Genomic DNA, 24,078 nt, shown 5'->3' with positions numbered 1-24,078 from the left:
GCCCCCCGCGAAGAGATCCAGATCACCCTCCTCCGGCCCGCCCGGTGGCCCGCCGGGGCCCCCGCACCGACACTGGAGCGGTGCGCACCGCTACGGCGACGGCAGCGGCCGTCACGACGACCATCCTGGGTGCCGGCGCGGCCGCGATGGTGACCGCCGTCGCCGCCGGCCGGTACGCCGCCGACGCGGCCCTGCGCCCCGAACCCGGGCGCCCCCTGCCCGGCGGGCCCCGGCTCAGCGTCCACGCCACCGCCGCCGGCCGGGTCGAGCTGACCCGCTCCCTGGCCTCCCTGCGCGACGGTACGTACGGACTGACCGCGCCCGGGGTGCACGCGGTGGTCGGCCCGGTGATCGCCGACGCCCCGCACGGCCCGGACACCGTCGTACGCCGGCTGCTCGCCGTCACCCACGGCAGCCTCGACCCCGGCACCCGCGTCACCCTGACCCCGCAGGTCCACCTGGGCAACCCGCGCACCGCCCTCGGGCTCGACCACGCCGACGTGGACATCCCCGGCGAGCTCGGGGCGCTGCCCGCCTGGTTCGTACCCGCCGCCCGGGACACCTGGGTGATCACCGTCCACGGGCTCGGCGCCACCCGCGAGCACCCGATGGTGGTGCTGCCCTTCCTGAACCGCCACCGGCTGCCCGTCCTGGACGTGGCCTACCGCGGCGACCTCGGGGCCCCCGCCTCCCCGGACGGCCTGGGCCACCTCGGCGAGTCGGAGTGGCGCGACCTCGACGCCGCCATCCGCTACGCCCTGCGCTACGGGGCCCGCCGCGTGGTCCTGCACGGCTGGTCCACCGGCGCGGCCATGGCCCTGCGCGCGGTCGAGCGCTCGGCGCTGTCCGACCGGATCTCCGGGCTGGTGCTGGACTCGCCCGTCCTCGACTGGCACGCCACCCTGCGCGCGCTCGTCGCCGCGCGCCGCACCCCCGCCGCGCTGCTGCCGTTCGCGGTGCGGGCCGCCGAGGGGCGGGCCGGCCTGCGGGCCGACCACCGGGCGCCGGGGGCCGACCCCGGCGCGCTGAAGGTCCCCGTCCTGATCTTCCACGGCCCGGACGACGCGCTCGCCCCGTGGGAGCCCGCCCGCCGGCTCGCCGCCGCGCGGCCCGACCTGGTCACCCTGCACCCGGTGCGCGGGGCCGCGCACGGGGCGATGTGGAACGCCGATCCGGCCGGGTACGAGGAGGCCCTGCGCCGCTTCCTCACCCCTCTTATGTGAAGGCCGTGTGCCGCAGGGGACGGAGCGGGCGTTATGTCCCTTGTTCCTCGCGGCGGCAGGTGGAAAGGGTCGGTTCCGTTTGGGCTTTCGGCCGGTGACGGGCGAGACTGCTTCCGTGACGTCCCGAAAGCCTGATGAGCAGTTGGCTCGCGACTCCAGACTCCGACTCGTCTCCCCGCGGTCCGTTGCCACGGCCCGCAAGGCGGTGACCGACCGGCGAACCCGGACCACCCCAAGGCCTCCGGCGGGCACCCCCGCCACGGCCGAACTCGCGAGCAGAGCCCGCGCCTCGCTCGCCGACGCCGTACGCCTCGCCCGCTGGGCCGAGCGCAACCTCGGCGCCGGGGACGGCGGCCGGCCCGCTCCCGCGGCCGCCCTGCCGACCGTCGACGTCGAACGGGCCGCCGCCGAGCTGTGCCTGACGCACGGCCAGATCCGGGTCGGCTGGGACCGCTCCCGGCTCGCCGGCCTGGTCGAGGTGCACGGCGGCCAGGCCCGCCCCGGCTGGCGGCTGCGCGCCTGGGACCGCGACGACACCGCGGTGCTGCGCGGCTGGGTCGCCCTCTTCGACGCCTGGTCGCTGGTCCACCCGGCCCCCGCCGACATCTCCGCCGCGGCCGTCGCCGAGGTCGTCGAGGCCATGCCCCAGCTGCTCTCGCTGCTCCAGCTGTCCGCCGGACCCGTCACCGTCCCGGACCTGCTGGACCTGCTCGGCCAGCGCGTCGACGAACTGCGCGACGAGCGCTGCGAGATCCCCTACGACGCCGCCGCGCCGGACAGCGCCGCGGACGGCTCCGCGGAGACCGCTGCGGGCACCGCTTCGGACGCAGCGCCCGCCGTGGCACCCGTGCCGCTGGCCCGGCTGCTGCGCTGGGCGCTCGGCGGACTCGCCGCGGTCGACGCCGTCACCCTCGGGCCGGCGCAGGCCACGCTCACCCCGCTCGGCAGCTGGGCCGTGTGGGTCAAGCTGGAGCAGATCTGCGTCGCCGCGCAGAGCCCGGCCGGGAACATCGAGCAGTCCGCCGCCGCCATGCTGCACGGCTGCGCACGGCTCACCCCCGGCCCGGCCCGGGCCGAGTACCAGGCCTGGCTCGCCGCCCGGCCGGTCGGCCACGCCGTCTCCGAGCTGCTGCAGGCGGCCCGCGGCGAGGACGCGCTGCTGCGCGGCCTGGCCTTCGAGGCCCTGCGCGTGGTCGGCGCCCCCGCCGAACCCGATGTGCGCGCGGCCTCCCGCGAGGCCACGCTGCGCCCCTACGCGCTGCTCTGGCTCGCCGAGCACGACGGGGTCGACCCGGACGAGGCCCAGGACGTCCTGACCGCCGAGGAGTCGACCTGGCTCTGGGTGGACACCGCGGCCGCCATCGCCGACCACGGCGAGGCCGAGCTGCTGGCCCGCCACCTGGACTCGGCCGTGCGCACCACCGTCCCGCGGCTGCTGGACGAGGTCCGCGCGGTCGGCCACCCCCGCACCGTGCAGGTGCTGGTCGCACTCGCCGCCGCGCACCCCGACCCGGCGCTCGCCAAGGCGCTGCGCCGGGCGGCCTTCCAGGTGCACACCGGCGGCGCGTAGCGCCCGTACGGCCGAGGACGCGGAAGCGCAAGCGGAATCGGAAGCGGAAGCGGAACCCGGAGGCGCCGCGGGTCGCTCAGACCTGCGGTGCGTACGTCCCGAAGCTCCAGATGTTGCCCTCCGCGTCCTTGGCCATGTAGTCCCGCGACCCGTAATCCTGGTCGGTCGGCTCCATCAGGATCTCCACCCCGTGCTCGACGGCACGGCGGTGGTGCGCGTCCACGTCGTCGACCACGACATAGACCCCGGCCGGGCCCGCGCCCTCCATGGCCTTGTCATAGGCGCCGCCGCGGCCCTTGCTGCCGAGCATCACCGCGCCGTTCCCGTACGACAGCTCCGCATGCATCACGGTGCCGTCGTCCCCCTCGTACACCGCCACCTGGGTGAAGCCGAATGCCTCGGTCAGCTGCTGGATCGCTACCTTGGCGTTGCCGTAGAGCAGCGTCGGGTAAATGGACGGAACACCTGCCATGACGATCACTCCCTCTCGTGCAGTGCGGGTCGGTCAATGGGTGGGCTGTGACCCGCACCACAGCATGGCAGGCGCCGCCGACAGTCAGCGGAAGGTGTTGCACTGGGCCATGTCGCCCGTCCGGTACCCCTGGTAGAACCACTGCTGGCGCTGCTCGGCGCTGCCGTGGGTCCAGGACTCCGGGGTCACCCGGCCCTGGAACTTCTCCTGGATCCGGTCGTCGCCGACCGCGGCCGCCGCGTCGAGGCCGTCCCTGATGTCCTGCTCGGTCAGGCTGGTGATCAGCGGCCGGCCCGTGGCCGGGTCGGGGGTCGTCGTCGCGTGGTGCGCCCACACGCCCGCGTAGCAGTCGGCCTGGAGCTCGACCTTGACCGCGTTGCTGTTCGCGCCCTGCTGCCCGTCCTGGGCCCGCTGCAGGGTGCCGGTCAGGTTCTGGATGTGGTGCCCGTACTCGTGGGCGACCACGTACGCCTGGGCGAAGGGTCCGCCGGACGCCCCGAACTTGGTCCGCAGCTCGTCGAAGAAGCCGAGGTCCAGATAGACCTGCCGGTCGCCGGGGCAGTAGAAGGGGCCGACCGCCGAGGTGGCGGCCCCGCAGGCCGTGTTCACCCGGCCGGTGAAGAACACCGTCTGCGCCGGGCTGTACTGGCCCTTGCGCCGCTGGAATTCCTGCTTCCAGAAGTCCTGGACGCTGTTGACCACCGCGACCAGCCGGCAGTCCTCCCGCTCGTTCGCGTCCTTCCCGGTCTTGCAGGTCTGCTGCACCTGCGCGACGGAGGACGAGGTCGCCACGGGCTCCGGGCTCCCGTCGGACAGGCCCAGCTGCTCCGGGCCGACACCGAACAGGAGCCCCATGATCAGTGCGATGAAACCAACGATGCCGCCACCGATCGTGGCCCTGCCGCCCGGGATGCGGCCGCTGCCGCGCACGTCCTTGACCTCGGAAGTGTCCAGATTGGCGTCGTCGTCGAACTGCATCCCGCACCGCCCTCCCATCGTGAAGATCGTGAAGAAGGCGCGGCCCCGTGGCCGCCCCTGCGGCGAGTATCAACCCGTTCATCCTGATACGCCCCCCGGCTGCCCGGCGTGGCCCATGAGCCGAACGGGGGACACGGGGGAGGGGGCGGCGGCCGTCCGGCGGCCCGGAAAGTAGTTGCGCACCCCCGGTAGAATGACTGTCATGGCAAATCTCCTCGCGGATTAGCGGCGTCGAAGCTTCGCGTCCTGCCCCCCTTCCGCCGTCCCCACCCCGCCCTGGAGTATTTCCGTGATCACCGCCACCGGCGTCGAGCTGCGCGCCGGCGCCCGCGTCCTCATCGAGTCCGCCTCCTTCCGCATCGCCAAGGGCGATCGCATCGGCCTGGTCGGCCGCAACGGAGCGGGCAAGACCACCCTCACCAAGTGCCTCGCAGGCGAGGGCCAGCCCGCCGCCGGCTCCATCACCCGCTCGGGCGAGGTCGGCTACCTCCCGCAGGACCCCCGCACCGGCGACCTCGACGTCCTGGCCAGCGACCGGATCCTGTCCGCGCGCGGCCTCGACGTCCTGCTCAAGAAGATGCGCATGAACGAGGAGCGCATCTCCAACGGCTCCGGCGCCACCCGCGAGAAGGCGATGCGCCAGTACGAGCGCCAGGAGACCGAGTTCCTGACCAAGGGCGGCTACGCGGCCGAGTCCGAGGCCGCGACCATCTCGGCCGCCCTCGGCCTGCCCGACCGGGTGCTCGGCCAGCCGCTGCACACCCTCTCCGGCGGTCAGCGCCGCCGCGTGGAGCTCGCCCGGATCCTCTTCTCCGATGCCGACACCCTGCTCCTCGACGAGCCGACCAACCACCTCGACGCCGACTCGATCGTGTGGCTGCGCGACTACCTGAAGACCTACCGCGGCGGCTTCGTCGTGATCTCCCACGACGTCGACCTGGTCGAGACCGTCGTGAACAAGGTCTTCTACCTGGACGCCAACCGGTCCCAGATCGACGTCTACAACATGGGCTGGAAGCTCTACCAGCAGCAGCGCGAGGCCGACGAGAAGCGCCGCAAGCGCGAGCGCCAGAACGCCGAGAAGAAGGCCGCGGCCCTGAACTCGCAGGCCGACAAGATGCGCGCCAAGGCGACCAAGACCGTCGCCGCCCAGAACATGGCCAAGCGTGCCGACCGGCTGCTCGCTGGCCTGGAGGCCGTCCGCGTCTCCGACAAGGTCGCCAAGCTGCGCTTCCCCGACCCGGCGCCCTGCGGCAAGACCCCGCTGACCGCCGAGGGCCTGTCGAAGTCGTACGGCTCGCTGGAGATCTTCACCGACGTCGACCTGGCCATCGACAAGGGCTCCCGCGTCGTCATCCTGGGCCTCAACGGCGCCGGCAAGACCACCCTGCTGCGCCTGCTGTCGGGCACCGAGAAGCCCGACACCGGCACGGTCGTCCCGGGCCACGGCCTCAAGCTCGGCTACTACGCCCAGGAGCACGAGACCCTGGACCCCGAGCGCACGGTGCTGGAGAACATGCGCTCCTCCGCACCGGACCTGGACCTGGTCGCCGTCCGCAAGACCCTCGGCTCCTTCCTGTTCTCCGGCGACGACGTGGACAAGCCCGCGGGCGTGCTCTCCGGCGGTGAGAAGACCCGTCTGGCGCTGGCCACCCTGGTCGTCTCCTCCGCCAACGTGCTGCTGCTCGACGAGCCCACCAACAACCTCGACCCGGCCAGCCGCGAGGAGATCCTGGGCGCGCTGCGCACGTACAAGGGCGCGGTCATCCTCGTCACGCACGACGAGGGCGCCGTCGAGGCGCTGGAGCCGGAGCGGATCATCCTGCTTCCGGACGGCGTGGAGGACCTGTGGGGCCCGGACTACCGGGACCTCGTGGCGCTCGCCTGAGGTGTGATCCAGTTCCTTATGGATCATTCGGCTCAGGCGTGATCCATCATCTGAGTGAGACGGTCTCGTACCGTTGCACGCTGTTCGACGGCCCCGGCCGCATCCGCACGGGTGTGTGACCGGGGCCCCTCGTTTTCCGCGTTCGGCCCCTGACCTGGTGATTCCCGCCGAGCGCGGAGGGGTGTGACGGAAGTCATGCGGCGGAAGAGGAGATTCCGTTCTGCTCGTGCGTCCACTCCCCGGGAAATGCTGTCGTACTGACCTTGCTGAATGGGTGGCCAGGAAGCGTGGGAGGGGTGATCATGAGAAGTCCAGAGCGCACTTCCCATGAGGAGGCACGGGTGGCCGAGACTCTGAAGAAGGGCAGCCGGGTAACCGGCGCCGCGCGCGACAAGCTCGCGGCAGACCTGAAGAAGAAGTACGACTCCGGTGCGAGTATCCGGGCGCTGGCCGAAGAGACCGGCCGGTCCTACGGATTCGTCCACCGGATGCTCAGCGAGTCCGGAGTCACGCTGCGCGGTCGCGGTGGCGCGACGCGCGGCAAGAAGGCGGCTACGGCCTGACCCACCGGTTCCACACTTGGTTCCAATGGATCCAGCGGTTTCAGTTCCGACGGTTCCTTCGGTGACCCCCGGTCGACCCCATGGTCGGCTGGGTGGTTACTGTGCAGTCACTTAGGCCGAGAATGCGGCCGCCTGCACACCGGAGGCATACAGATGGCTCTGCTCGACAAGGACGGCGTACGGCTCACCGTCGACGACACGGTCGCCACGGTGACACTGACCAATCCGGCCAAGCGAAACGCTCAATCCCCCGCGCTCTGGCGGGCGTTGGCGGAGGCTGGACGGTCGTTGCCGGGCACCGTCCGGGTCGTCGTGCTGCGCGGCGAGGGCCAGTCCTTCTCCGCAGGGCTCGACCGGCAAGCCTTCACCCCCGAGGGTTTCGAGGGCGAGCCTTCCTTCCTTGACCTGGCGCGCGGTTCCGACGAACTGCTCGACTCCACCATCGCCGAATACCAGGAAGCATTCACCTGGTGGCGGCGCAACGACATCATCTCCATCGCAGCGGTGCAGGGGCACGCGATCGGTGCCGGCTTCCAGCTCGCGCTCGCGTGCGATCTGCGCGTCGTCGCCGACGACGTGCAGTTCGCCATGCGCGAGACCAGCCTGGGCCTGGTCCCCGACCTCGCGGGCACCCAGCCGCTGACCTCCCTCGTCGGCTACGCCCGCGCGCTCGAAATCTGCGCCACGGGCCGCTTCGTGCACGCCGAGGAGGCCGAGCGCGTCGGCCTCGCCAACCTGGTCGTCCCCGCCGATGAACTCGACGCCGCCGTCCAGGACCTCACCACGGCCCTGCTGGCCCCGCCGCGGGACGCCGTGATCGAGACCAAGGCGCTGCTGCGCGCCGCCGGGTCCCGCCCGTACGACGAACAGCGCACCGCCGAGCGCGCGGCGCAGGCCCGCCGTCTGCGCGACCTGGCCGGCGTCTCCGACTGACCCGCGGCGCCGTGTCCCGGGCCGGACCGCCCGCCGGGTGGTCCGGTCGCCGGGTGGTCCGGCCCGGCCGGTGACACCCCCTGGTCCCGCGCGCCGCCGGGCCCGCCGCCTTACGGTGGTCGGGAGCCCGCACGCGCGAAGGGACACCCGATGACCGAATCCGCTCCAGGGAGCGCCGCCAAGGACCCTGCCGACCGGGGCCGCACCACCATCGCCGACGGAGTGGTCGAGAAGATCGCCGGTCTGGCAGCCCGCGAGGTGGTCGGCGTCCACGCGATGGGCAGCGGCAGCGGCCTCTCCCGCACCTTCGGCGCCGTCCGCGACCGGGTGCCCGGCGGGTCCAAGGCGGCCGTGAGCCGGGGCGTCAAGGCCGAGGTCGGCGAGGTCCAGACCGCCCTCGACCTGGAGATCGTCGTCGATTACGGCGTGTCGATCCGGGACGTGGCCCGGGCGGTCCGTGAGAACGTCGTCTCTGCGGTCGAGCGGATGACCGGTCTGGAAGTCGTCGAGGTCAACATCGCGGTCAGCGACGTCAAACTGCCGGACGAGGAAGACGAGGAGCCGGAGTCCCGGCTCCAGTAGCCGTCCCCCAGCCGTTCCTCCAGCCGTTCCTTTTGACGAAGGGAGCCCGCATGAGCATGGCGGTCGCCGGCCTGTTGGCCGGCATGGCACTGGGGTTCGCCGGGTACTTCGGCGGCTTCGGGGCCTTTCTGCTGGTGGCCGCGCTCGGCGCCATCGGCTTCGTCGCCGGCCGGTTCCTCGACGGCGACCTCGAACCGGGCGATTTCTTCCGCCCCCGCGACCGCGACCGCGACGACCGGCGCGGGTGAGCGCCCGATGAGCACACCGCGCACACCCGGCGCCGCGCCGCCGCCCCGGTCCACCCCGCCCCGGGTGGCCGCCGCCGACCGGGGGGCCACCCGTATCGCCGACCGGGTCGTGGCCAAGATCGCCGCGCAGGCCGCCCGGGAGGCGCTCGCCGCGCAGCGCGGCGGCCGGCCGGCCCCCGCCCCGCCGCACGCCGCCGTCACCGTGCACCACGACATCGCACGCGTACGGGTCAGCCTGGAGCTCGACTACCCCTCCGACCTCGCCGCCCAGTGCGCGGCCGTGCGCAAGCAGGTAGCCGACCGTATCGAGGCGTACGCGGCGATGGCCGTGCCCGAGGTGGACATCGACATCGAGCACCTCCACGCCCCGCAGGCGGGGCCCGCCACCGGCCGGGTCCGGCGGCTGCGGTGACGGCCCGGTTCCGCTCCGCCCGGCGGGTCCCGGCCGCCCTGACCGCACTCGCGGTGCTGGGAGCGGCGGGCCTGTTCCTCTACGACCTGGCCGCCGTACGGGCCCACCGGCCCGGGATGCACTGGCGCAGCGAGCTCGCCCGACGGCTGGAGCTGCACACCCCGGCGGACCTCGGAGTGCTGGTCGCGGGCGGGGTCCTCGCCGTGGCCGGGGCCGTGCTCCTGGTGCTCGCCGTCACCCCGGGCCTGCGCGGGGTGCTGCCGATGCGCACCGCGAACGCCGGGGTCCGCGCCGGGCTGGAGCGCAAGGCCGCCGCGCAGGTGCTGCGGGACCGGGCCATGGAGGTGTCCGGGGTCCGCTCGGTACGGGTCCGCGTGGGCCGGGCCCACATCGCGGTCCGGGCCGCATCGCACTTCCGCGAGCTGGAGGACGTACGGGCCGACCTGGACGCGGTGCTCGCCGTCGGCATCGAGGAGCTCGGGCTGGCGCACCCCGTGGAGCCCCGGGTACGGGTGGACCGCGCCGCCGGGGGCACGGGGTGAGCGCGCTGCTCGGAGCCGTGAACAGGGCGTTGCTGGCGTTGTGCGGGCTCGTCCTGCTGGCGGCCGGGGTGTGGTTGCTGACGGCTTCGCCGCCGCTCGGCGGTCGCCACGCACCGCTGCTGAGCGCCGGGACGCGGCGGCGGTACTGGCACACCGAGGGCTGGTGGGCGTGGGCGGTGCTGGCCGGGCTCGGGCTGTGCGTGCTGCTGGCGCTCTGGTGGCTGCTGTCCCAGCTGCGCCGCTCCAGGCTGGCCGCGGTGGTGGTGGACACCGGGGACGGGGCCTTCGCGGTGCTGCGGGGCCGGGCGCTGGAGGAAGCGGTGGCGGCGGAGGCCGGCGCCCTGGACGGGGTCGCGCGGTGCCGGGTCGCGCTGCTGGGCCGCCGGGGCGCGCCGTACCTGCGGGTGGCGCTGGAGCTGGAGCCCCACGCGGTACCGGCCGACGCGCTGGCCGGGCTGGCGGGGCCGGTGCTCGAACATGCCCGCACCTCGGCGGGCCTGGCCGAGCTGCCGGCGGAGGCCCGCCTGGAGGTCACCGCCCACCGGGCGCAGCGGGTCACGTAGAGCGCCGCGCCCGGCGGTGAGGAGGCGGCGTCAGAAGCCGTGCCGGGCGCCGCCGTCGACCGGGAGCATCAGGCCCGTCAGGTAGGAGGCCGCGGGGGAGAGCACGAAGGCGGCGGTGCGGCCGAACTCCTCCGGGGTGCCGTAGCGGCGCAGCGGGATGCGGGACTCGTTCCCCGCGCGGGCCGCCTGCGCGTCGCCGGACAGGGCGTCGAGCTCCCGGACCCGGTCGGTGTCGATCCGGGCCGGCAGCAGGCCGACCACCCGGATCCCGCGCGGGCCGAGCTCCGCCGCGAGGGACTTCGCGAAGCCGGCGAGGCCGGGGCGCAGTCCGTTGGAGATGGTGAGGCCCGGGATCGGCTCGTGGACCGAACCCGACAGGACGAAGCCGATGACCCCGCCCTCGCCCAGCTCGGCCGCCGCCGCGCGGGCGAGGCGGACCGCCCCGAGGAAGACGGACTCGAAGGCGGCCGCCCACTGCTCGTCGGTGTTGTCCGCGGCGGAGCCCGGGGCCGGGCCGCCGACGCTGATGAGGATCCCGTCGAAGCGGCCGAAGCGTTCGCGGGCCGTGGCGATCAGCCGGGCGGCCGCCGCCGGGTCGGCGTTGTCCGCCGCCACGCCGAGCGCGTCGGGGCCCAGGGTGGCGGCCGCGCGCTCGGCGCGTTCCCCGTCCCGGCCGGTCACGATCACCTTCGCGCCGTCCGCCGCCAGTTCGCGGGCGGAGGCGTAGCCGAGTCCCCGGGTGGCGCCGGTGACGACGTAGACGCGGTCCTTCAGTCCAAGATCCATGCGGCCAACGCTACGCGGTCGTCGGCTCCAGGTCCGCGGAAGCCGCCGCCTCCTTCGCCGCCGCCTCCTCGCGGTCGCGCTTCTCGCGGCGGACCAGGACCACCCAGCCCGCGGGGACGCCCAGGGTGAACAGCCACCACTGGACGGCGTAGGCCATGTGCGGGCCGATCGAGTCGTGGTCGGGTTCGGCGACCGCCTCGGGGCCGCCGTCCTGCGGGACCGGGGCGGTGAGCTCCAGGTAACCGCCCAGGACCGGCTTGCCCAGGGACGCCTGCTGCTGCTCGCTGTTGATGAGCATCACCTGGCGGTCGGGCAGGCCCTTGCGGTCCTTGATGCCGCTGCCGCCGCTGGTCTCGTCGGCCTTCAGCCGTCCGGTCACCGTCACCTCGCCCGAGGGCGCGGCCGGGACCGGCGGGTAGGCGCGCGGGTCGTCGCCGCCGGGCACCCAGCCGCGGTTGACCAGCACGGCCCGGCCGTCGGCGAGCACGAGCGGGGTGATGACCTGGAAGCCGACCTTGTCGTCGTTGGAGGTGCGCATCCGTACGACGACCTCGCGCGCGGGGTCGTACGTGCCGGTGGCGGTGACGGCGCGCCAGAAGTCGGCGCGCGGGACCCGGTGGCCGGGGGAGGTGACCTCGGTCATGGGGACCGGCTTCGCGGAGAGGTTCGCGGCGATCAGCTCGTTCTGCGCGACCCGGTGCTCATGGCGGTGGAACTGCCAGAACCCCAGCTTGATCATCGCGGGGATGAGGACGAGGCCGATCAGGGTGAGGCACACCCACTGCCGGGTCAGCACAAAGCGGTACACGCCCACGACGGTACCCCCAGCGGCGAGGACCCCGGCGGCCGGGTGGCCGTCCGGGGTCGCGTGGGCTGGAGGGGGAGAGGAAAGGGAGGGGAAGGGGGCGGACGGGGAGCGCCGGGCGGCGGCGGGGGTCAGACGCGGTCGGTGATGCCCACCTTCCCCTCCGCGCGGGCGCAGTGCCCGCCGCAGAACCACTTGCCCTGGACCTCGACGCCCTGTCCGATGATCTGGACCCGGCAGTGCTCGCAGATGGGCGCCATGCGGTGAATGGCGCAGGAGAAGCAGTCGAAGACGTGCACGGCGCCCTGCGCGTGCACCTCGAAGGACATGCCGTAGTCGTTCCCGCAGACTTCGCAACGTGCCATGCGCCGCATGCTGCGCAGGGCGGCCGACCGGAACAAGATCCACCGGGGTGAGTCGCCCCGCCTGCACCCGGCCGGCCCAATGCTTCAGTCCTGAGCCGGGGCCACGTCCCGCAGCAGCTGGGTGAAGGCGGCCTCGTCCACGACCGGCGTGCCGAAGGACTTCGCCTTGACCGTCTTGGAGGTGGCCGAGTCCGGGTCGTTGGTCACCAGCAGGCTCGTGAGCCGCGACACGCTCGTCGCGATGTGCAGGCCCGCCTCCACCGCGCGGTCCTCCAGCAGCTCCCGGTCCACCGAGGTGTCGCCGGAGAAGGCGATCCGCATGCCCTGCTTGAGCGGCTTGCCGTCCTCGTAGCGTCCAGGGTTCGGGTGCGGGCACGGCGGCCGCTTGCGCGAGGGCCGCCAGCTGCCGCTCCCGTACGACGCCTGGTACCCGATGCGCGGGGCGGCGGGGGAGTCCGACCACTCCGTCAGCGGCCGGCACTCCAGCAGCGGCAGCCGTACGCCGTCCCGCGCGGCCGCGTGCAGCGAGGGCCGGAACGCCTCCGCCAGGACCCGGGCGTCGTCGAGCGCGTGGTGCGCGCGCTGCTGGACCACGCCGAAGTGTGCGGCGAGCGACTCCAGCTTGTGGTTGGGCAGCGGGAGGTTCAGCTCCTTCGACAGGGCGATGGTGCACAGCCGCTGACGGACCGGCGCGGTCTCGGCGGCCCTCGCGTACTCCCTGGAGATCATCTGCCAGTCGAAGATCGCGTTGTGCGCGACGAGCACGCGGTCCGCGAGCCGGCCGGCGAACTCCTCGGCGATGTCCTTGAAGAGCGGCGCGCCCTGGAGCATGTCGCTGGTCAGCCCGTGGATCCACACCGGTCCTGGATCCCGCTGCGGGTTGACCAGGGTGTACCAGTGGTCCTCCACGTTGCCCTGGGCGTCGAGCCGGTAGACGGCGGCAGAGACTATCCGGTCGTCACGAGCGAGCCCGGTGGTCTCCACGTCGACGACCGCGTACCCCTGTGGGTAGGCGGTCGGCCACGTCGTCTCTGCGGTCGTACGGTCGGCGAGCATGGTCACAGAGGATATCGGCCCGGACCGACAGCCGGGGCCCGATGCCCCGTCACGGGCGTCCGGCCGGGGGCGGGCGGTCGGCTCCGGACCGCAGCAGGGACGCGACCAGGGCCCGTACCGAGAGCTGGAAGAGGTGCTCGGGATCCGCCGGGCTGGCCAGGGCGCGGGCGAGCGGCGGGTCGTGGGGGGCGTCGGCCGGGTCCCACAGTTCGCTCTCGGCGGGGGACTGTGCGGGGGAGCGTTCGCGATTGCGCTCCACCAGCACGAAGCCGATGATCTGGAACTGGATCGCGCGCACCGCATCGGCGGCCCGGGCGCCGCGCAGTCCGGCCCCGTGCACCTCGTGGACCAGCGCCTGCTGCGCGGGCAGGAACATCCGGTCGGTGAGCCCCCGTTCGTGGACCATCGCGATCAGGTGGGGGCGCTCGCGCAGCTCGCGGCGCAGGATCCCGGCCACCGAGTGGATCCGCTCGGCGGGGGTGCGGCCGGCCGGGCGGATGGCGCCCATGTCCTGCACGGTCCGCTCCACGAGGGCGTCGAGCAGGGACTCGCGGTTGCCGACGTGCCAGTAGATCGAGGTCACCGCCGTGCCCAGCTCGGCGGCCAGCTTGCGCATGGTGAGGGCGGCCGGACCGTGCTGCTTGACGAGGAGGGCGGCGGCGTCCAGCACCTCGCCGCGGGTGAGGGTGGTTCTGGCCATGGCATCCGCCCTACGTTTCTGTCGGTCCGTCAGTTCTCGTCGGTGCAGGGGTATTTACCCTTCATCGGTGTCGGTGTAACTGTGTTACAGACCTGACCCCGCTCAAGACGAGGGTGGTGCGATTCATGGCACGCATACGGTACGGAGCGCGCACCGAGGCCGAGATCGCGGCGTCGCGCGAGAAGAGTTCCAAGCTCCCCGACATCTGGTCCACCGGTGTGGTGGCCGTGTGGGAGAGCGACCCGGACGTGGTGGCGGCGGTGCTGCCGCCGCCGCTCAAGCCGGCCGAACGGCCCCTCGTACGGGCCAACATCAGCAAGGTGGACCTGCCCGGCTACCCGCTCGGCGCCGGCTCGGTGGCCGTCGCCGCCCAGCACGACGGGGTCGAGGGCTGGTACCCGCTGGTCATGCCGATGACACACGAGCGCGCCCTCGTCGGCGGCCGCGAGGTCTTCGGCGAGCCGAAGAAGCTGGGCGAGGTCACCGTCGAGCGCGACGGGCTCGTCGTACGGGCCGCCCTGGCCCGGCACGGGATCGCCTTCGTGGAGGTGCGCGGGGCGGTGGACCGCGCACTGCCGCTGCCCGAGCCGACGGTGAAGACCGACTTCTACTTCAAGTTCCTTCCCGCGGTGGACGGTTCGGGATTCGACTCCGATCCGGTGCTCGTGCACTGCACGCGCAACGAGAAGGTCCGCAAGCTGGAGCACATCACCGGTGACGTGGTGCTCCGGGAGTCGATGTTCGACCCCATCGCCGACCTCCCCGTACGCAGGATCGTGGAGATCACCATCGGCGAGAAGACCACCGACCAGAAGGGCAGGGTCGTCGAGCGGGTCAGCGCCCAGGCCCTGCTCCCCTACATCCACCAGCGCTACGACGACCCCATGCAGATCATGGACGGGCCGCCCGAGGGGAGTGTGTGAGATGCGCCTCGAATCCGGACAGGTGGCCGTGGTCACCGGAGCCGCGAGCGGCATCGGCCTCGCCATGGCCCGCCGCTTCGCCGCCGAGGGCCTCAAGGTCGTCCTCGCCGACGTGGAGGAGGGCGCCCTGCGCAAGGCGGCCGAGGAGCTCACCGCCGACGGGGCGCAGGTGCTGGCCCGGCTCGTCGACGTGAGCGACCGCGATTCCGTGCTCTCCCTCGCGGACGCCGCGTACGAGACCTTCGGCGCCGTGCACGTCCTGTGCAACAACGCGGGCGTCGGCTCCGGAGCCGAGGGCCGGATGTGGGAGCACGAGCCCAACGACTGGAAGTGGGCCTTCTCCGTCAACGTCTGGGGCGTCTTCCACGGCATCCAGGCCTTCGTGCCCCGCATGATCGCGGCCGGCGGCCCCGGCCACGTCGTCAACACCTCCTCCGGCGACGGCGGGATCGCCCCGCTGCCCACCGCCTCCGTGTACGCCGTCACCAAGGCGGCCGTGGTCACCATGACCGAATCCCTCTACGCCCACCTCAAGGCGGAGGGCGCGGACATCGGCGCCTCCGTCCTCTTCCCCGGACCGCACATGCTGCGCACCGGGCTGTGGGAGTCGCACCGCAACCGGCCCGAGCGCTATGCCAAGGAGCGGCCGCGCAAGACCCCGTACCGCAGCCTCGACCAGTACGAGGCCGCGATGAAGCAGGCCGGACACGAGGTGAACTTCACCCCGGTCGAGGAGGTCGCGGACCACGTCGTGGACGGCATCCGCGCCGACCGCTTCTGGATGCTCCCGGCCAGCGAGCACAGCGACCGGCAGATCCGCGCCAGGTCGCAGTCGATGCTCGACCGCGCCAACCCCGCCTACCTGGAAAGCTTCATCCTCGACTGAGGAGCCTCGCAGTGAACGCGTACGAAGACCCGTACCTGATCATCTCCTCCGACTGCCACGCGGGCCTGCCGACCGAGCAGTACCGCCCCTACCTCGACTCCCGCTTCCACCCCCAGTTCGACGAGTTCCTCGGCCAGCGCGACGCCCGCCGCGAGGAGGCCACCCGGCTGGGCGTGCGCAACGAGGCCTTCGCCGAGAAGTGGTTCCACGACCACGAGGAGGGCCTCAAGGGCGGCTGGGACTCCACCCAGCGGCTCAAGGAACTCGACGGCGACGGCGTGGCCGCCGAGGTCGTCTTCCCGGACGCGGACGCCGTCGACAGCCAGACCGCCGCCCCCTTCGGAGTGGGCCTCGGGCTCTCCGGCGACCAGGACCCCGAGCTCGGCATGGCGGGCGCCCAGGCGCACAACCGCTGGCTCTCGGAGTTCGTCTCCGCCAACCCCGAGCGCCACTGCGGGGTGGCCCTGCTGCCCATCACCGGCGAGCCGTCGAAGGTCGTCGCCGAGATCCACCGGGCCAAGGAGTCCGGGCTGGGCGCGCTGATGATCCCCTCGATGTGGGTGGACAAGGCGCCGTACCACGACCGCCGCTACGACCCGGTGTGGGCGGCGGCGGCCGAGACCGCGATGCCGATCGTCACCCACTCGGGGGCCGCTCCCCGCCACGAGTACGGGGACCACCTCGGCATCTACGTCTCCGAGGTCACCTGGTGGCCGGCCCGGCCGCTGTGGTTCCTGCTCTGGTCCGGAGTCTTCGAGCGGCACCCCGGCCTGAAGTTCGGCGTCGCCGAGTCGGGCTGCTGGTGGCTGCCGAACCAGCTGTGGTTCATGGACCGGCTCTACCTCGGCGCGCACGGCGGCAAGAAGCTCTCGCCGTTCGCGGAGCTGAAGCGGCCGCCGAGCGAGTACCTGGACCGCCAGGTCTTCATCTGCGCGACGAACACCAAGCGCCGGGAACTCGCCCAGCGCTACGAGATCGGCGTGGACAACATCCTGTGGGGCTCGGACTTCCCGCACCCGGAGGGCACCTGGCCCAACACCCGCACCTGGCTGAAGAAGACCTTCCACGACATCCCGGTCGCGGAATCCCGCCGGATGCTGGGCCTGGCGGCGGCCGAGGTCTTCGGCTTCGACACCGCCGAGCTGGCCCCGATCGCCCAACGGATCGGCCCCACCCCGGCCGAGCTGGGCCAGTCGCCCGACCAGGCGGCGGTGGAGGCCTCCTGGGCCCGCTCGCGGGACGTGGGACGCCACTGGCTGACGGACAACGACTTCCCGGTGCTGGGGGTGAACCAGTGACGTCCGACGACCGCTACACGGTCATCTCGGCGGACTGCCACGCGGGCGCCGACCTGCTGGACTACAAGCCGTACCTGGAGAAGCGGTACCACGACGAGTTCGACGCCTGGGCCGCCACCTACGTGAACCCGTACGAGGACCTCCTCGCGGACACGGCGGACCGCAACTGGAACTCGGCGCGACGGCTGGCGGAGTTGGAGGCGGACGGCATCGTCGCGGAAGTCCTCTTCCCGAACACCATCCCGCCGTTCTTCCCCAAGGCCTCCCTGATGGCCCAGCCCCCGACGGCCGGGGAGTACGCGATGCGCTGGGCGGGGCTCCAGGCCCACAACCGCTGGCTGGCGGACTTCTGCGCGGATGCGCCGGGGCGGCGCGCGGGCGTGGTGCAGATCCTGCTGAACGACGTGGACGCGGCGGTGAAGGAGATCCGCCGTACGAAGGAGGCGGGCCTCACGGGCGGCATCCTGCTGCCGGGCGTACCGCCCGGCTCCACCGTCCCGGAGCTCTACTCGGCGGTGTACGACCCGATCTGGGCGGTGTGCGACGAGCTCGACGTCCCGGTCAACCACCACGGCGGCTCGGCCTCGCCCCCGCTCGGGGACGAACCCGCGGCCCGGGCGGTCTTCATGGTCGAGACGACCTGGTTCTCGCACCGCGCCCTGTGGCACCTCGTCTTCGGCGGCGCCTTCCACCGCCACCCGGGCCTCAAGCTGGTCCTGACGGAGCAGGGCTCCGGCTGGATCCCGGGCGTGATGGAGATGCTGGACTACTACCACGGCCGCCTGGTCGCGGCTTCGGGCACGGCCGAGTCCAAGTTCGGGGCGGGCCTGGCGGACGCGATGGGCAGGGGCCCGAGCGAGGTCTGGCGGGACAACTGCTTCGTCGGCGCGAGCTTCATGCGTCCGCACGAGGTCCCGCTGCGGGAGCGGATCGGCCTCGACAAGATCATGTGGGGCAGCGACTACCCCCATGACGAGGGCACGACCCCCTACTCCCGGGAGGGTCTGCGCATCGCCTACGCGGGCCTCCCGCGCGAGGAGGTGGCCGCCATGGTCGGCGGCAACGCGTCCCGGGTCTACGGCTTCGACCTGACGCTGCTGGACGCGGTCGCGGCCAAGTACGGGCCGCTGGTCTCGGAGATCGCCGAGCCCCTCACCGAGGTCCCGCCCGAGGCCACCAGCCCGGCCTTCGCCCGAGGGGGCTCGGTCCGGGTCTGGTGACACCGACGGTTCCCGCCGGGGCGGAGAGGGGCTACATGAACCTGATCCGCTCCGGCGGGATGTCCTCGGTTCCGATGACCGGACTGTTGCCGTAGATCTCGATGACGAGATTGTCGGCATGCACCAGGGGAGACAGGTCCGCGGGCGTTTCACAGAACCCGATCTGCAGTACTTCCAGGTCGTACAGGTCGCGCAGGGGATCCAGGGACGACCCGAACGAACACTGTGTGAACTGGAGCTCCTTCAACCGGTCGTGGCGGAGCAGGGATTCCGGCTCCACCAACGCCTTCATCAGCTGGAGGCTGGTGAGCGGTGGCACGGACGGGAGGTTGTGCAGTTGCCGGGCCCGCCGCTCTCCCGGCACTGCCAGGCGCCTCAGGTTCGGCCAGCGGTCGAGGCCGTCCAGGGAGATGTGGCAGGCCTCGCTCCACAAGGTGAGCGTGTGCAGGTCTCCGGAAACCGGCAGGTTTCCGATCCGCTGCAGCGGGGCCACGTAGTTGATCGCCAGCTCTGTCAGACCCGAAAGTGCGCTGATCGAGCCGAGCGGGAGGGAATCCGGGATGCGCGAGAGGGTGAGGGATCGCAGCGGCAGCTCCGCCAGGGGCGACAGGTCCTGCAGGTTGAGGCATTTGGACAAGGTCAAATCGCTGAGGTGGGTCAACCGGGTGAGCGGGCCCAGGTCGGTGAGCGACGGATTCTGATCGAGGATGAGGCCCGTGAGGATCAGGCGGTTCACGATCTCCTGCGGAAGGCCGTGGTCGCCCGACAGGTTCACCCTTGCGGCATGCGGCAGTTGCGTGAGGCGGGCGATCTGGTCGACCGTCGTGACCGTTACGAACTGATCGGCCAGAACCGCATGCGAAAGGATGTCGCGGGCGTATTCGGCCGGGTCGAATCGGTCCCAGCCCGCGATCAGACTGCGAACCACCTCCGGTCGCGCGTCGTGGCGGAACCGGGCGATGACATCGAGCGCCCTGGGGCCGCCGACCTCCCAGGCCGCAGCGATGGTCGAAGCCGCTTCATAGCCGTCCAGCCCGTCCGGGCCGGGCAGGAGCTCAAGAACCATCTCCCCCACGGTCGCCAATTCCGAAGCCGCGGCGAAATCCTTCGGCGGGAGCAGCAGAGCCGTGAACGCCGCCACCTCCTCCTGGACGCCCGGATAGAGCTCGGGGGCGTGCTCCAGGCAGGCGGCCACGAGCACGGTCAGCTGATTGCGCTCCCGCCCGGTGACCCCCTGGGCCTTGTCCATGAGGTCGCAGAGGAGCTCACCCCGTTCCGCGACCCGGGCGTGTCCCACCGCCATGCGGATCACGTCGTGCCACGTGTCGTCATGCGCGTTGCGGATGAGGACTCCGAAGTCGCGTTCCTCCACGGCGGCCTTCGCACCCAGGTAGTCCTGGAAGGTCCGATGTACGAAGTCCACCGCACCCGGTGCGGGCTCACGCAGTAGTCCGCTGCGATTCATCAAATGCCGGAAGACCTGCTCCGGTTCTCCCGTCACGTGGCGCATGGATTGCATCCATTGGGCCAGCATCTCCACGACGGCGTCCCGGGAGGCTTCCACCCTGCCGTTTCGGATCAGCCAGTACGCGAGCCGCTGGAGGAAGACCGTCTGTTCCTCCCGCCCGAGGTGCACGCCTTCGACCTGCTCGATGTCCCGTTCGCTGTCGCGCCGGACGAGCAGCATGTCGAGGGCGGCGTCGTACAGCTCTTTGCGCGCCCTGGGGAGTTGCATCCTCCGGTCACGGTGCAGGGCGCAGATCAGTGCGCACATGAGCGGGTTGGTCGCCAGACGGCCCAGGTCGTTGCGGGTGCCGACCGCTCGGGCGAGTGCTGCCTCGTACGTCGTGAGAAGCTCGCGGTCCGCGGTGGAGGCGCATTCGGAACGGGCGGCCTCGTGCCAGTGGGAGATGAACGCGCGGACGTCGCGCCCCTCCATGGGGAGCAGCGTCCGTGAGGAGAACCGCTGACGGGCCAACCAGTCCTCGGGCACGGCGGAAGGGCGCGTGGTGACGACGTAGCGGACGTGCGGATAGGCGGCCGTCAGCGAGCGCAGCCACTGCTCCGTGTGGTCCCGCCACAATTGTGGGACTTCATCAACCCCGTCGATCAGGACGAGCGCACGCCCGCTGGTCAAGGTGTCCTCCACCCACGTCGCCGGGGGTGTGAACGGGACGCCCGACATGCGCAGCCACTCGTGCGGAGCGGGGAGGCTGGCCCCGGTCGTGAGCGACCTCAGACGCAGCACGAAGGGAACGCACAGGTTCAGGTCCTGCAATTCGGCCTTGAACGATCGGCGGGCGGCGTTCAACGCCAACCAGTCGACGAGCGTTGTCTTCCCCGATCCGGCAGGCCCCCTCAGCAGGATGCGTCCGGCTCCGGGCAGGGCTTCCTCCACCCTTGCCGATCTGCGGTTCGGCCCCCGCGTTCCCGGCAGGCTGTCTTCCTCATCGGTCACGGCGAGGCTGACGTACGCCAGGTCCAAGGGCCACTCCTGCCGTGACTTGCTGAAGGTCACTCCGAAGAGTCGCAGCCGCCCGTGTGCTTGGGCGATGTACTCGCAGTAGCGCTGCTCGAAGGCGTACGCGGCCCCGTCGGGGCGGTCCGCCGCCAGCCGGTCCACCGCCCGGGCCAACTCGCCGGTGCGGCGTACCAGTTCCACGTCCGCCCGGGCCCCGAAGCCCGGCAGGGTCGTCACGTACTCGACCGCGTGGGTGCAGCACAGCGCGACCAGCCGCCCGTACAGGGCCTCGGCCGCCCCGCTCAGCCCCGGAGGGGGAGGCGGCAGGGCCGCTGCCAGGGCCGCCGGGTCGAGGTCCGCCGCGAAGAGGGCCGCGGCGTCCAGCGGGCCCAGCCCGGCGAAGGCGTCGCCGGCCGCGTCCACCGCCGCGAGGCGTTCGTGTTCGGGGAGGTGCGCGGTGGCCTCCTCCATGCGGGCCGCCAGGACCTCCGCCAGCCGCCGCACCTCCACCTCGCCCAGCTCCGCCGGCGGCCTGCGCCAGCGCGGCGCCGGAACGACCGGATCCGCCGCCAGCCCCGCTCCTGGCGCCCGTGCCAGGAGCGATTTCACCGCAGCGCCCGCCGCCGTGCCCGCCACCCGTAAGAGAACCGTCTCGAAGCCCGTCATTCCCCGCCCTCCCCTTGGCCGGGACATCATCTCGCGAACCCGCGGTAACCCCGATGGATACCGATCGGTAACAACCCCTAGCGGCGGCCCCCGAGCGCCTCTATGGTGCGGACATGCCGAACCTGCCCGATGTCGTGCTGTGGTCCATACCAGCCTTCGTACTGCTCACCGTCATCGAGTTGGTGAGCTACCGGATCCATCCCGACGAGGACGCCGCCGGGTACGAGACCAAGGACGCCGTCACCAGCGTCGGCATGGGACTCGGCAGCATCGGTTTCGACCTGCTCTGGAAGATCCCGGTCGTCGCGATCTACACCGCCGTGTACGAGCTGACGCCGCTGCGCGTGCCGTTCCTGTGGTGGACCTTCCCGCTGATGCTGCTCGCGCAGGACTTCTGCTACTACTGGCAGCACCGCGGGCACCACGTCATCCGGATCCTCTGGGCCTGCCACGTGGTGCACCACAGCAGCCGGAAGTTCAACCTCACCACCGCCCTGCGCCAGCCCTGGACGAGCGCCACCTCCTGGCCGTTCTACCTGCCGATGATCGCCCTCGGCGTGCACCCGGCCGCCATCGCGTTCTGCTACTCGGTCAACCTCGTCTACCAGTTCTGGATCCACACCGAGCGGATCGACAAGCTGCCGCGGCCCTTCGAGTACGTCCTCAACACCCCCTCCCACCACCGCGTCCACCACGCCTCCCAGGGCGGCTACCTGGACCGCAACTTCGGCGGGATCCTGATCGTCTGGGACCGGATGTTCGGCTCCTGGGTGGGGGAGACCGACAAGCCCGTCTTCGGCCTGACCAAGAACATCAACACCTACAACCCGCTGCGGGTCGCCACCCACGAGTACGCCTCCATCGCGCGGGACGTACGCGCCGCCGACAGCTGGCGCGAGCGCGCCGGGCGCGTCTTCGGCGGCCCCGGCTGGCAGCCCGCGCAGCCCTCTGCCTCGACCGCCGCCGCTCAGACCCCCGCCCCGGCCCCCGCCGCCCAGACCCCCGCCCCGGATCAGGAGCGCGTCGCGTGAGCGCCACCGAATCGCGTACGCCGTCCTGGGCGGCCCGCCCCGCAGCCGCAGGGGCCGGCTTCGCCGGACGGGTGCTGCTCGGCGCCTTCGGAGCCGCCGCCGCGGCCGACCTCGGCTCGCTGCTGGCCGGCTGGCACCTCGGGCACGTCCTCGCCAAGCCGCTGCTGATGCCGCTGCTGGTGGCGTACGTGATCACCCGCGGCGCGCCCCGACTGCTGGTCGCGGCCCTGCTGTTCGGGTGGGGCGGGGACCTGGCCCTGCTCTTCGACGCCGATGCCGCCTTCCTCGTCGGCATGGGCTCCTTCGCCGCCGGGCACGTCTGCTACCTCGTGCTCTTCGGCCGGGGCAGGACGAGCCCCGCGCTCGGGGGCGCGTACGCCGTCGCGCTCGTCGGGACCGTCGCGCTGCTCTGGGGCGATCTGCCGGCCGACCTGCGCGTGCCCGTCGCGGGGTACAGCCTGCTGCTCACGGCCATGGCCTACCGCTCCAGTGCCCTCGGCCGGGCGGCGGGACTCGGCGGGGCGCTGTTCCTGATCTCCGACACGCTGATCGCCACCGGGGTCGCCGAGTGGCCGCAGCTGCCCCGCCCCGACTTCTGGATCATGGCCACGTACCTCGCGGCCCAGTACCTGCTGGCCTCCGGCGCGCTCCCCGCCGCGCAGGCGTACGGTAGGGAAGTCATACAAGACTGAACGACTTATCCCCGAGCCGGAGGACTGCACCACCATGCGCGCCACCGTCATCCACGCCCCGCACGACATCCGCGTGGAGGAGGTGCCCGACGCTGCGATCCAGCGCCCCGAGGACGCCGTCGTCCGCGTCCTGCGTGCCTGCATCTGCGGCAGCGACCTCTGGGCCTACCGCGGCGAGGCGCGGCGCCAGCCCGGCCAGCGCATCGGCCACGAGTTCCTCGGCGTCGTCGAGGAGACCGGCTCCGCCGTCTCGGGCCTGCGCGCCGGCGACCTCGTCGTGGCCCCCTTCATGTGGTCCGACGGCACCTGCGACTACTGCTCGGAGGGCCTGTACACCTCGTGCGAGCACGGCGGCTTCTGGGGTTCGGTCGGCCACGACGGCGGCCAGGGCGAGGCCGTCCGCGTCCCGCACGCCGACGGCACCCTGGTCAAGCTGCCCGCCGAGGCCGCGTCCGACGACCACCTGCTGACCGGGCTGCTCGCGCTCTCCGACGTCATGGGCACCGGGCACCACGCCGCGCTGGGCGCGGGTGTCCGCAAGGGCGGCACGGTCGCCGTCGTCGGTGACGGCGCGGTCGGCCTGTGCGGCGTCCTCGCGGCCAAGCGCCTCGGCGCCGAGCGGATCATCGCACTGGGCCGCCACACCGCGCGTACGGACATCGCGAGGCTCTTCGGGGCCACCGACGTCGTCGCCGAGCGCGGCGAGGCCGCGCAGGCCGCCGTACGCGAGCTCACCGGGGGGCAGGGCGCGCACTCCGTCATCGAGGCGGTCGGCACCGAGGAGTCCATGCGCACCGCCGTGAACATCACCCGCGACGGCGGGGCCATCGGCTACGTCGGCGTCCCGCACGGCAGCGGCACCGGCCTCGACCTGGGCGTCATGTTCGACCGTAACATCACCCTGCGCGGCGGTGTGGCCCCCGTCCGCGCGTACATCCCGGAACTGCTGGCGGACGTGCTCAGCGGCGCGATCGACCCGGCGCCCGTCTTCGACCGGGCGGTCTCCCTGGACGAGGTCCCCGACGGCTACCGCGCGATGGACGACCGCAGCGCGCTCAAGGTGATGATCAAGCCCTGACCCCGTAGGGGCCAAGGCGAGAGGGCCGGGGGGGGGGGGAACCCCCCCCCGCCCCCCCCCTCGCCCCCCCCCCCCCCCCCCCTCCAGCCCTCCCCGCGTCTCCAACAAACCGGAAGAAAAGCCTGGGGGGGAAAAAC

25 protein-coding genes are annotated in these 24,078 nt (G+C 72.4%); 17 read left to right on the top strand and 8 right to left on the bottom strand.

The genetic code is table 11. The annotated features are described in order from the left end of the window. Positions 1-80 precede the first annotated feature (80 nt). Positions 81-1,223, top strand: coding sequence for an alpha/beta hydrolase family protein (locus ACZ7GJ_RS34415; protein WP_470757383.1), 1,143 nt, complete (start codon positions 81-83; stop codon positions 1,221-1,223). A 115-nt stretch (positions 1,224-1,338) separates the two neighbouring features. Beyond that, positions 1,339-2,793, top strand: a complete 1,455-nt coding sequence (locus ACZ7GJ_RS34410) for a hypothetical protein (protein WP_470757381.1) — start codon at positions 1,339-1,341, stop codon at positions 2,791-2,793. A gap of 76 nt (positions 2,794-2,869) precedes the next feature. On the opposite strand, the gene ACZ7GJ_RS34405 is transcribed toward ACZ7GJ_RS34410, so the two are convergent. Further along, on the bottom strand, positions 2,870-3,265 hold the full coding sequence (locus tag ACZ7GJ_RS34405) for a VOC family protein (RefSeq protein WP_470757379.1): 396 nt from the start codon (positions 3,263-3,265) through the stop codon (positions 2,870-2,872). Between the two features lie 84 nt (positions 3,266-3,349). Beyond that, positions 3,350-4,243, bottom strand: a complete 894-nt coding sequence (gene ypfJ / locus ACZ7GJ_RS34400) for a KPN_02809 family neutral zinc metallopeptidase (protein ID WP_470757377.1) — start codon at positions 4,241-4,243, stop codon at positions 3,350-3,352. 289 nt (positions 4,244-4,532) lie between these two features. On the opposite strand from ypfJ, the gene ACZ7GJ_RS34395 reads away from it, so the two are divergent. The 8 genes from ACZ7GJ_RS34395 (at position 4,533) to amaP (ending at position 9,974) form a co-directional block, all read left to right on the top strand. Next, the gene (locus ACZ7GJ_RS34395) at positions 4,533-6,131 is read left to right on the top strand and encodes an ABC-F family ATP-binding cassette domain-containing protein (protein WP_470757375.1); all 1,599 of its coding nucleotides are present in this window, start codon (positions 4,533-4,535) and stop codon (positions 6,129-6,131) included. Between the two features lie 341 nt (positions 6,132-6,472). Then, positions 6,473-6,694 carry a helix-turn-helix domain-containing protein gene (locus ACZ7GJ_RS34390; protein WP_018518904.1) on the top strand — a complete coding sequence of 74 codons (222 nt, stop codon included), beginning with the start codon at positions 6,473-6,475 and terminating at the stop codon, positions 6,692-6,694. A gap of 153 nt (positions 6,695-6,847) precedes the next feature. Further along, a complete protein-coding gene (locus tag ACZ7GJ_RS34385; RefSeq protein ID WP_470757372.1) occupies positions 6,848-7,627 on the top strand; it encodes an enoyl-CoA hydratase/isomerase family protein in 780 nt (259 codons plus the stop codon). A 150-nt stretch (positions 7,628-7,777) separates the two neighbouring features. Beyond that, complete coding sequence (locus tag ACZ7GJ_RS34380; RefSeq protein ID WP_470757370.1) at positions 7,778-8,209, top strand: Asp23/Gls24 family envelope stress response protein; 432 nt, start codon at positions 7,778-7,780, stop codon at positions 8,207-8,209. Between the two features lie 50 nt (positions 8,210-8,259). Continuing rightward, the gene (locus ACZ7GJ_RS34375) at positions 8,260-8,457 is read left to right on the top strand and encodes a hypothetical protein (RefSeq protein ID WP_470757368.1); all 198 of its coding nucleotides are present in this window, start codon (positions 8,260-8,262) and stop codon (positions 8,455-8,457) included. Positions 8,458-8,464: 7 nt separating this feature from the next. After that, positions 8,465-8,869 (top strand): Asp23/Gls24 family envelope stress response protein, encoded by a 405-nt coding sequence (locus tag ACZ7GJ_RS34370; protein WP_470757366.1) that lies wholly within the window; start codon positions 8,465-8,467, stop codon positions 8,867-8,869. After that, positions 8,866-9,411, top strand: a complete 546-nt coding sequence (locus tag ACZ7GJ_RS34365; protein WP_470757364.1) for a DUF6286 domain-containing protein — start codon at positions 8,866-8,868, stop codon at positions 9,409-9,411. Before ACZ7GJ_RS34370 ends, ACZ7GJ_RS34365 begins: the two co-directional genes overlap by 4 nt. After that, positions 9,408-9,974, top strand: a complete 567-nt coding sequence (gene amaP, locus ACZ7GJ_RS34360; RefSeq protein WP_470757362.1) for an alkaline shock response membrane anchor protein AmaP — start codon at positions 9,408-9,410, stop codon at positions 9,972-9,974. The genes ACZ7GJ_RS34365 and amaP overlap by 4 nt, the downstream gene beginning before the upstream one ends. A gap of 30 nt (positions 9,975-10,004) precedes the next feature. On the opposite strand, the gene ACZ7GJ_RS34355 is transcribed toward amaP, so the two are convergent. The 5 genes from ACZ7GJ_RS34355 to ACZ7GJ_RS34335 all read right to left on the bottom strand — a co-directional run bounded on the left by ACZ7GJ_RS34355 (position 10,005) and on the right by ACZ7GJ_RS34335 (position 13,686). After that, the gene (locus tag ACZ7GJ_RS34355; RefSeq protein WP_470757360.1) at positions 10,005-10,760 is read right to left on the bottom strand and encodes an SDR family oxidoreductase; all 756 of its coding nucleotides are present in this window, start codon (positions 10,758-10,760) and stop codon (positions 10,005-10,007) included. 10 nt (positions 10,761-10,770) lie between these two features. Next, on the bottom strand, positions 10,771-11,568 hold the full coding sequence (locus ACZ7GJ_RS34350; protein ID WP_470757358.1) for an SURF1 family cytochrome oxidase biogenesis protein: 798 nt from the start codon (positions 11,566-11,568) through the stop codon (positions 10,771-10,773). 128 nt (positions 11,569-11,696) lie between these two features. Then, on the bottom strand, positions 11,697-11,930 hold the full coding sequence (locus tag ACZ7GJ_RS34345) for a hypothetical protein (RefSeq protein WP_470757357.1): 234 nt from the start codon (positions 11,928-11,930) through the stop codon (positions 11,697-11,699). An 84-nt stretch (positions 11,931-12,014) separates the two neighbouring features. Next, positions 12,015-12,992: a DEDDh family exonuclease gene (locus ACZ7GJ_RS34340; RefSeq protein WP_470757355.1), complete on the bottom strand. Its 978-nt coding sequence runs from the start codon at positions 12,990-12,992 to the stop codon at positions 12,015-12,017. Positions 12,993-13,035: 43 nt separating this feature from the next. Beyond that, entirely contained in the window at positions 13,036-13,686 is a 651-nt protein-coding gene (locus tag ACZ7GJ_RS34335; RefSeq protein ID WP_470757353.1) for a TetR/AcrR family transcriptional regulator, read from the bottom strand. A gap of 125 nt (positions 13,687-13,811) precedes the next feature. On the opposite strand from ACZ7GJ_RS34335, the gene ACZ7GJ_RS34330 reads away from it, so the two are divergent. The 4 genes from ACZ7GJ_RS34330 to ACZ7GJ_RS34315 are packed head-to-tail and all read left to right on the top strand — an operon-like array spanning position 13,812 to position 18,013. After that, positions 13,812-14,609, top strand: coding sequence for an acetoacetate decarboxylase family protein (locus ACZ7GJ_RS34330; protein ID WP_470757351.1), 798 nt, complete (start codon positions 13,812-13,814; stop codon positions 14,607-14,609). A gap of 1 nt (position 14,610) precedes the next feature. Continuing rightward, positions 14,611-15,495 (top strand): SDR family NAD(P)-dependent oxidoreductase, encoded by an 885-nt coding sequence (locus tag ACZ7GJ_RS34325; RefSeq protein ID WP_470757349.1) that lies wholly within the window; start codon positions 14,611-14,613, stop codon positions 15,493-15,495. Between the two features lie 11 nt (positions 15,496-15,506). Next, positions 15,507-16,793 carry an amidohydrolase family protein gene (locus ACZ7GJ_RS34320; protein ID WP_470757347.1) on the top strand — a complete coding sequence of 429 codons (1,287 nt, stop codon included), beginning with the start codon at positions 15,507-15,509 and terminating at the stop codon, positions 16,791-16,793. After that, the gene (locus ACZ7GJ_RS34315; RefSeq protein WP_470757345.1) at positions 16,790-18,013 is read left to right on the top strand and encodes an amidohydrolase family protein; all 1,224 of its coding nucleotides are present in this window, start codon (positions 16,790-16,792) and stop codon (positions 18,011-18,013) included. The genes ACZ7GJ_RS34320 and ACZ7GJ_RS34315 overlap by 4 nt, the downstream gene beginning before the upstream one ends. Before the next feature lie 31 nt (positions 18,014-18,044). Here ACZ7GJ_RS34315 and ACZ7GJ_RS34310 read toward each other — a convergent pair whose 3' ends face one another. Then, positions 18,045-21,140, bottom strand: coding sequence for an NACHT domain-containing protein (locus ACZ7GJ_RS34310; RefSeq protein WP_470757343.1), 3,096 nt, complete (start codon positions 21,138-21,140; stop codon positions 18,045-18,047). A gap of 113 nt (positions 21,141-21,253) precedes the next feature. Between ACZ7GJ_RS34310 and ACZ7GJ_RS34305 the strand changes: the two genes are divergently transcribed. The 3 genes from ACZ7GJ_RS34305 to ACZ7GJ_RS34295 are packed head-to-tail and all read left to right on the top strand — an operon-like array spanning position 21,254 to position 23,941. Then, positions 21,254-22,171 (top strand): sterol desaturase family protein, encoded by a 918-nt coding sequence (locus ACZ7GJ_RS34305; RefSeq protein ID WP_470757341.1) that lies wholly within the window; start codon positions 21,254-21,256, stop codon positions 22,169-22,171. After that, complete coding sequence (locus tag ACZ7GJ_RS34300) at positions 22,168-22,863, top strand: lysoplasmalogenase (protein ID WP_470757339.1); 696 nt, start codon at positions 22,168-22,170, stop codon at positions 22,861-22,863. The genes ACZ7GJ_RS34305 and ACZ7GJ_RS34300 overlap by 4 nt, the downstream gene beginning before the upstream one ends. Positions 22,864-22,897: 34 nt before the next feature. Continuing rightward, positions 22,898-23,941, top strand: a complete 1,044-nt coding sequence (locus ACZ7GJ_RS34295; protein ID WP_470757337.1) for a zinc-dependent alcohol dehydrogenase family protein — start codon at positions 22,898-22,900, stop codon at positions 23,939-23,941. The last annotated feature ends 137 nt before the right edge of the window (positions 23,942-24,078 follow it).

This window comes from Streptomyces sp. NPDC037242 (genome assembly GCF_055604165.1).
The sequence above is the reverse complement of the archived record's forward strand: the minus strand, read 5'-3'. Positions and strand labels throughout refer to the sequence as shown.

Excerpts from the sequence above, each read along its gene's own strand:
- ypfJ (WP_470757377.1), bottom strand. The coding sequence starts at position 4,243 with ATGCAGTTCGACGACGACGCCAATCTGGACACTTCCGAGGTCAAGGAC.
- ACZ7GJ_RS34295 (WP_470757337.1), top strand. The coding sequence starts at position 22,898 with ATGCGCGCCACCGTCATCCACGCCCCGCACGACATCCGCGTGGAGGAG.
- ACZ7GJ_RS34380 (WP_470757370.1), top strand. The coding sequence starts at position 7,778 with ATGACCGAATCCGCTCCAGGGAGCGCCGCCAAGGACCCTGCCGACCGG.
- ACZ7GJ_RS34335 (WP_470757353.1), bottom strand. The coding sequence starts at position 13,686 with ATGGCCAGAACCACCCTCACCCGCGGCGAGGTGCTGGACGCCGCCGCC.
- ACZ7GJ_RS34375 (WP_470757368.1), top strand. The coding sequence starts at position 8,260 with ATGAGCATGGCGGTCGCCGGCCTGTTGGCCGGCATGGCACTGGGGTTC.
- ACZ7GJ_RS34405 (WP_470757379.1), bottom strand. The coding sequence starts at position 3,265 with ATGGCAGGTGTTCCGTCCATTTACCCGACGCTGCTCTACGGCAACGCC.
- ACZ7GJ_RS34345 (WP_470757357.1), bottom strand. The coding sequence starts at position 11,930 with ATGGCACGTTGCGAAGTCTGCGGGAACGACTACGGCATGTCCTTCGAG.
- ACZ7GJ_RS34310 (WP_470757343.1), bottom strand. The coding sequence starts at position 21,140 with ATGACGGGCTTCGAGACGGTTCTCTTACGGGTGGCGGGCACGGCGGCG.
- ACZ7GJ_RS34305 (WP_470757341.1), top strand. The coding sequence starts at position 21,254 with ATGCCGAACCTGCCCGATGTCGTGCTGTGGTCCATACCAGCCTTCGTA.
- ACZ7GJ_RS34355 (WP_470757360.1), bottom strand. The coding sequence starts at position 10,760 with ATGGATCTTGGACTGAAGGACCGCGTCTACGTCGTCACCGGCGCCACC.
- ACZ7GJ_RS34325 (WP_470757349.1), top strand. The coding sequence starts at position 14,611 with ATGCGCCTCGAATCCGGACAGGTGGCCGTGGTCACCGGAGCCGCGAGC.
- ACZ7GJ_RS34385 (WP_470757372.1), top strand. The coding sequence starts at position 6,848 with ATGGCTCTGCTCGACAAGGACGGCGTACGGCTCACCGTCGACGACACG.
- ACZ7GJ_RS34330 (WP_470757351.1), top strand. The coding sequence starts at position 13,812 with ATGGCACGCATACGGTACGGAGCGCGCACCGAGGCCGAGATCGCGGCG.
- ACZ7GJ_RS34370 (WP_470757366.1), top strand. The coding sequence starts at position 8,465 with ATGAGCACACCGCGCACACCCGGCGCCGCGCCGCCGCCCCGGTCCACC.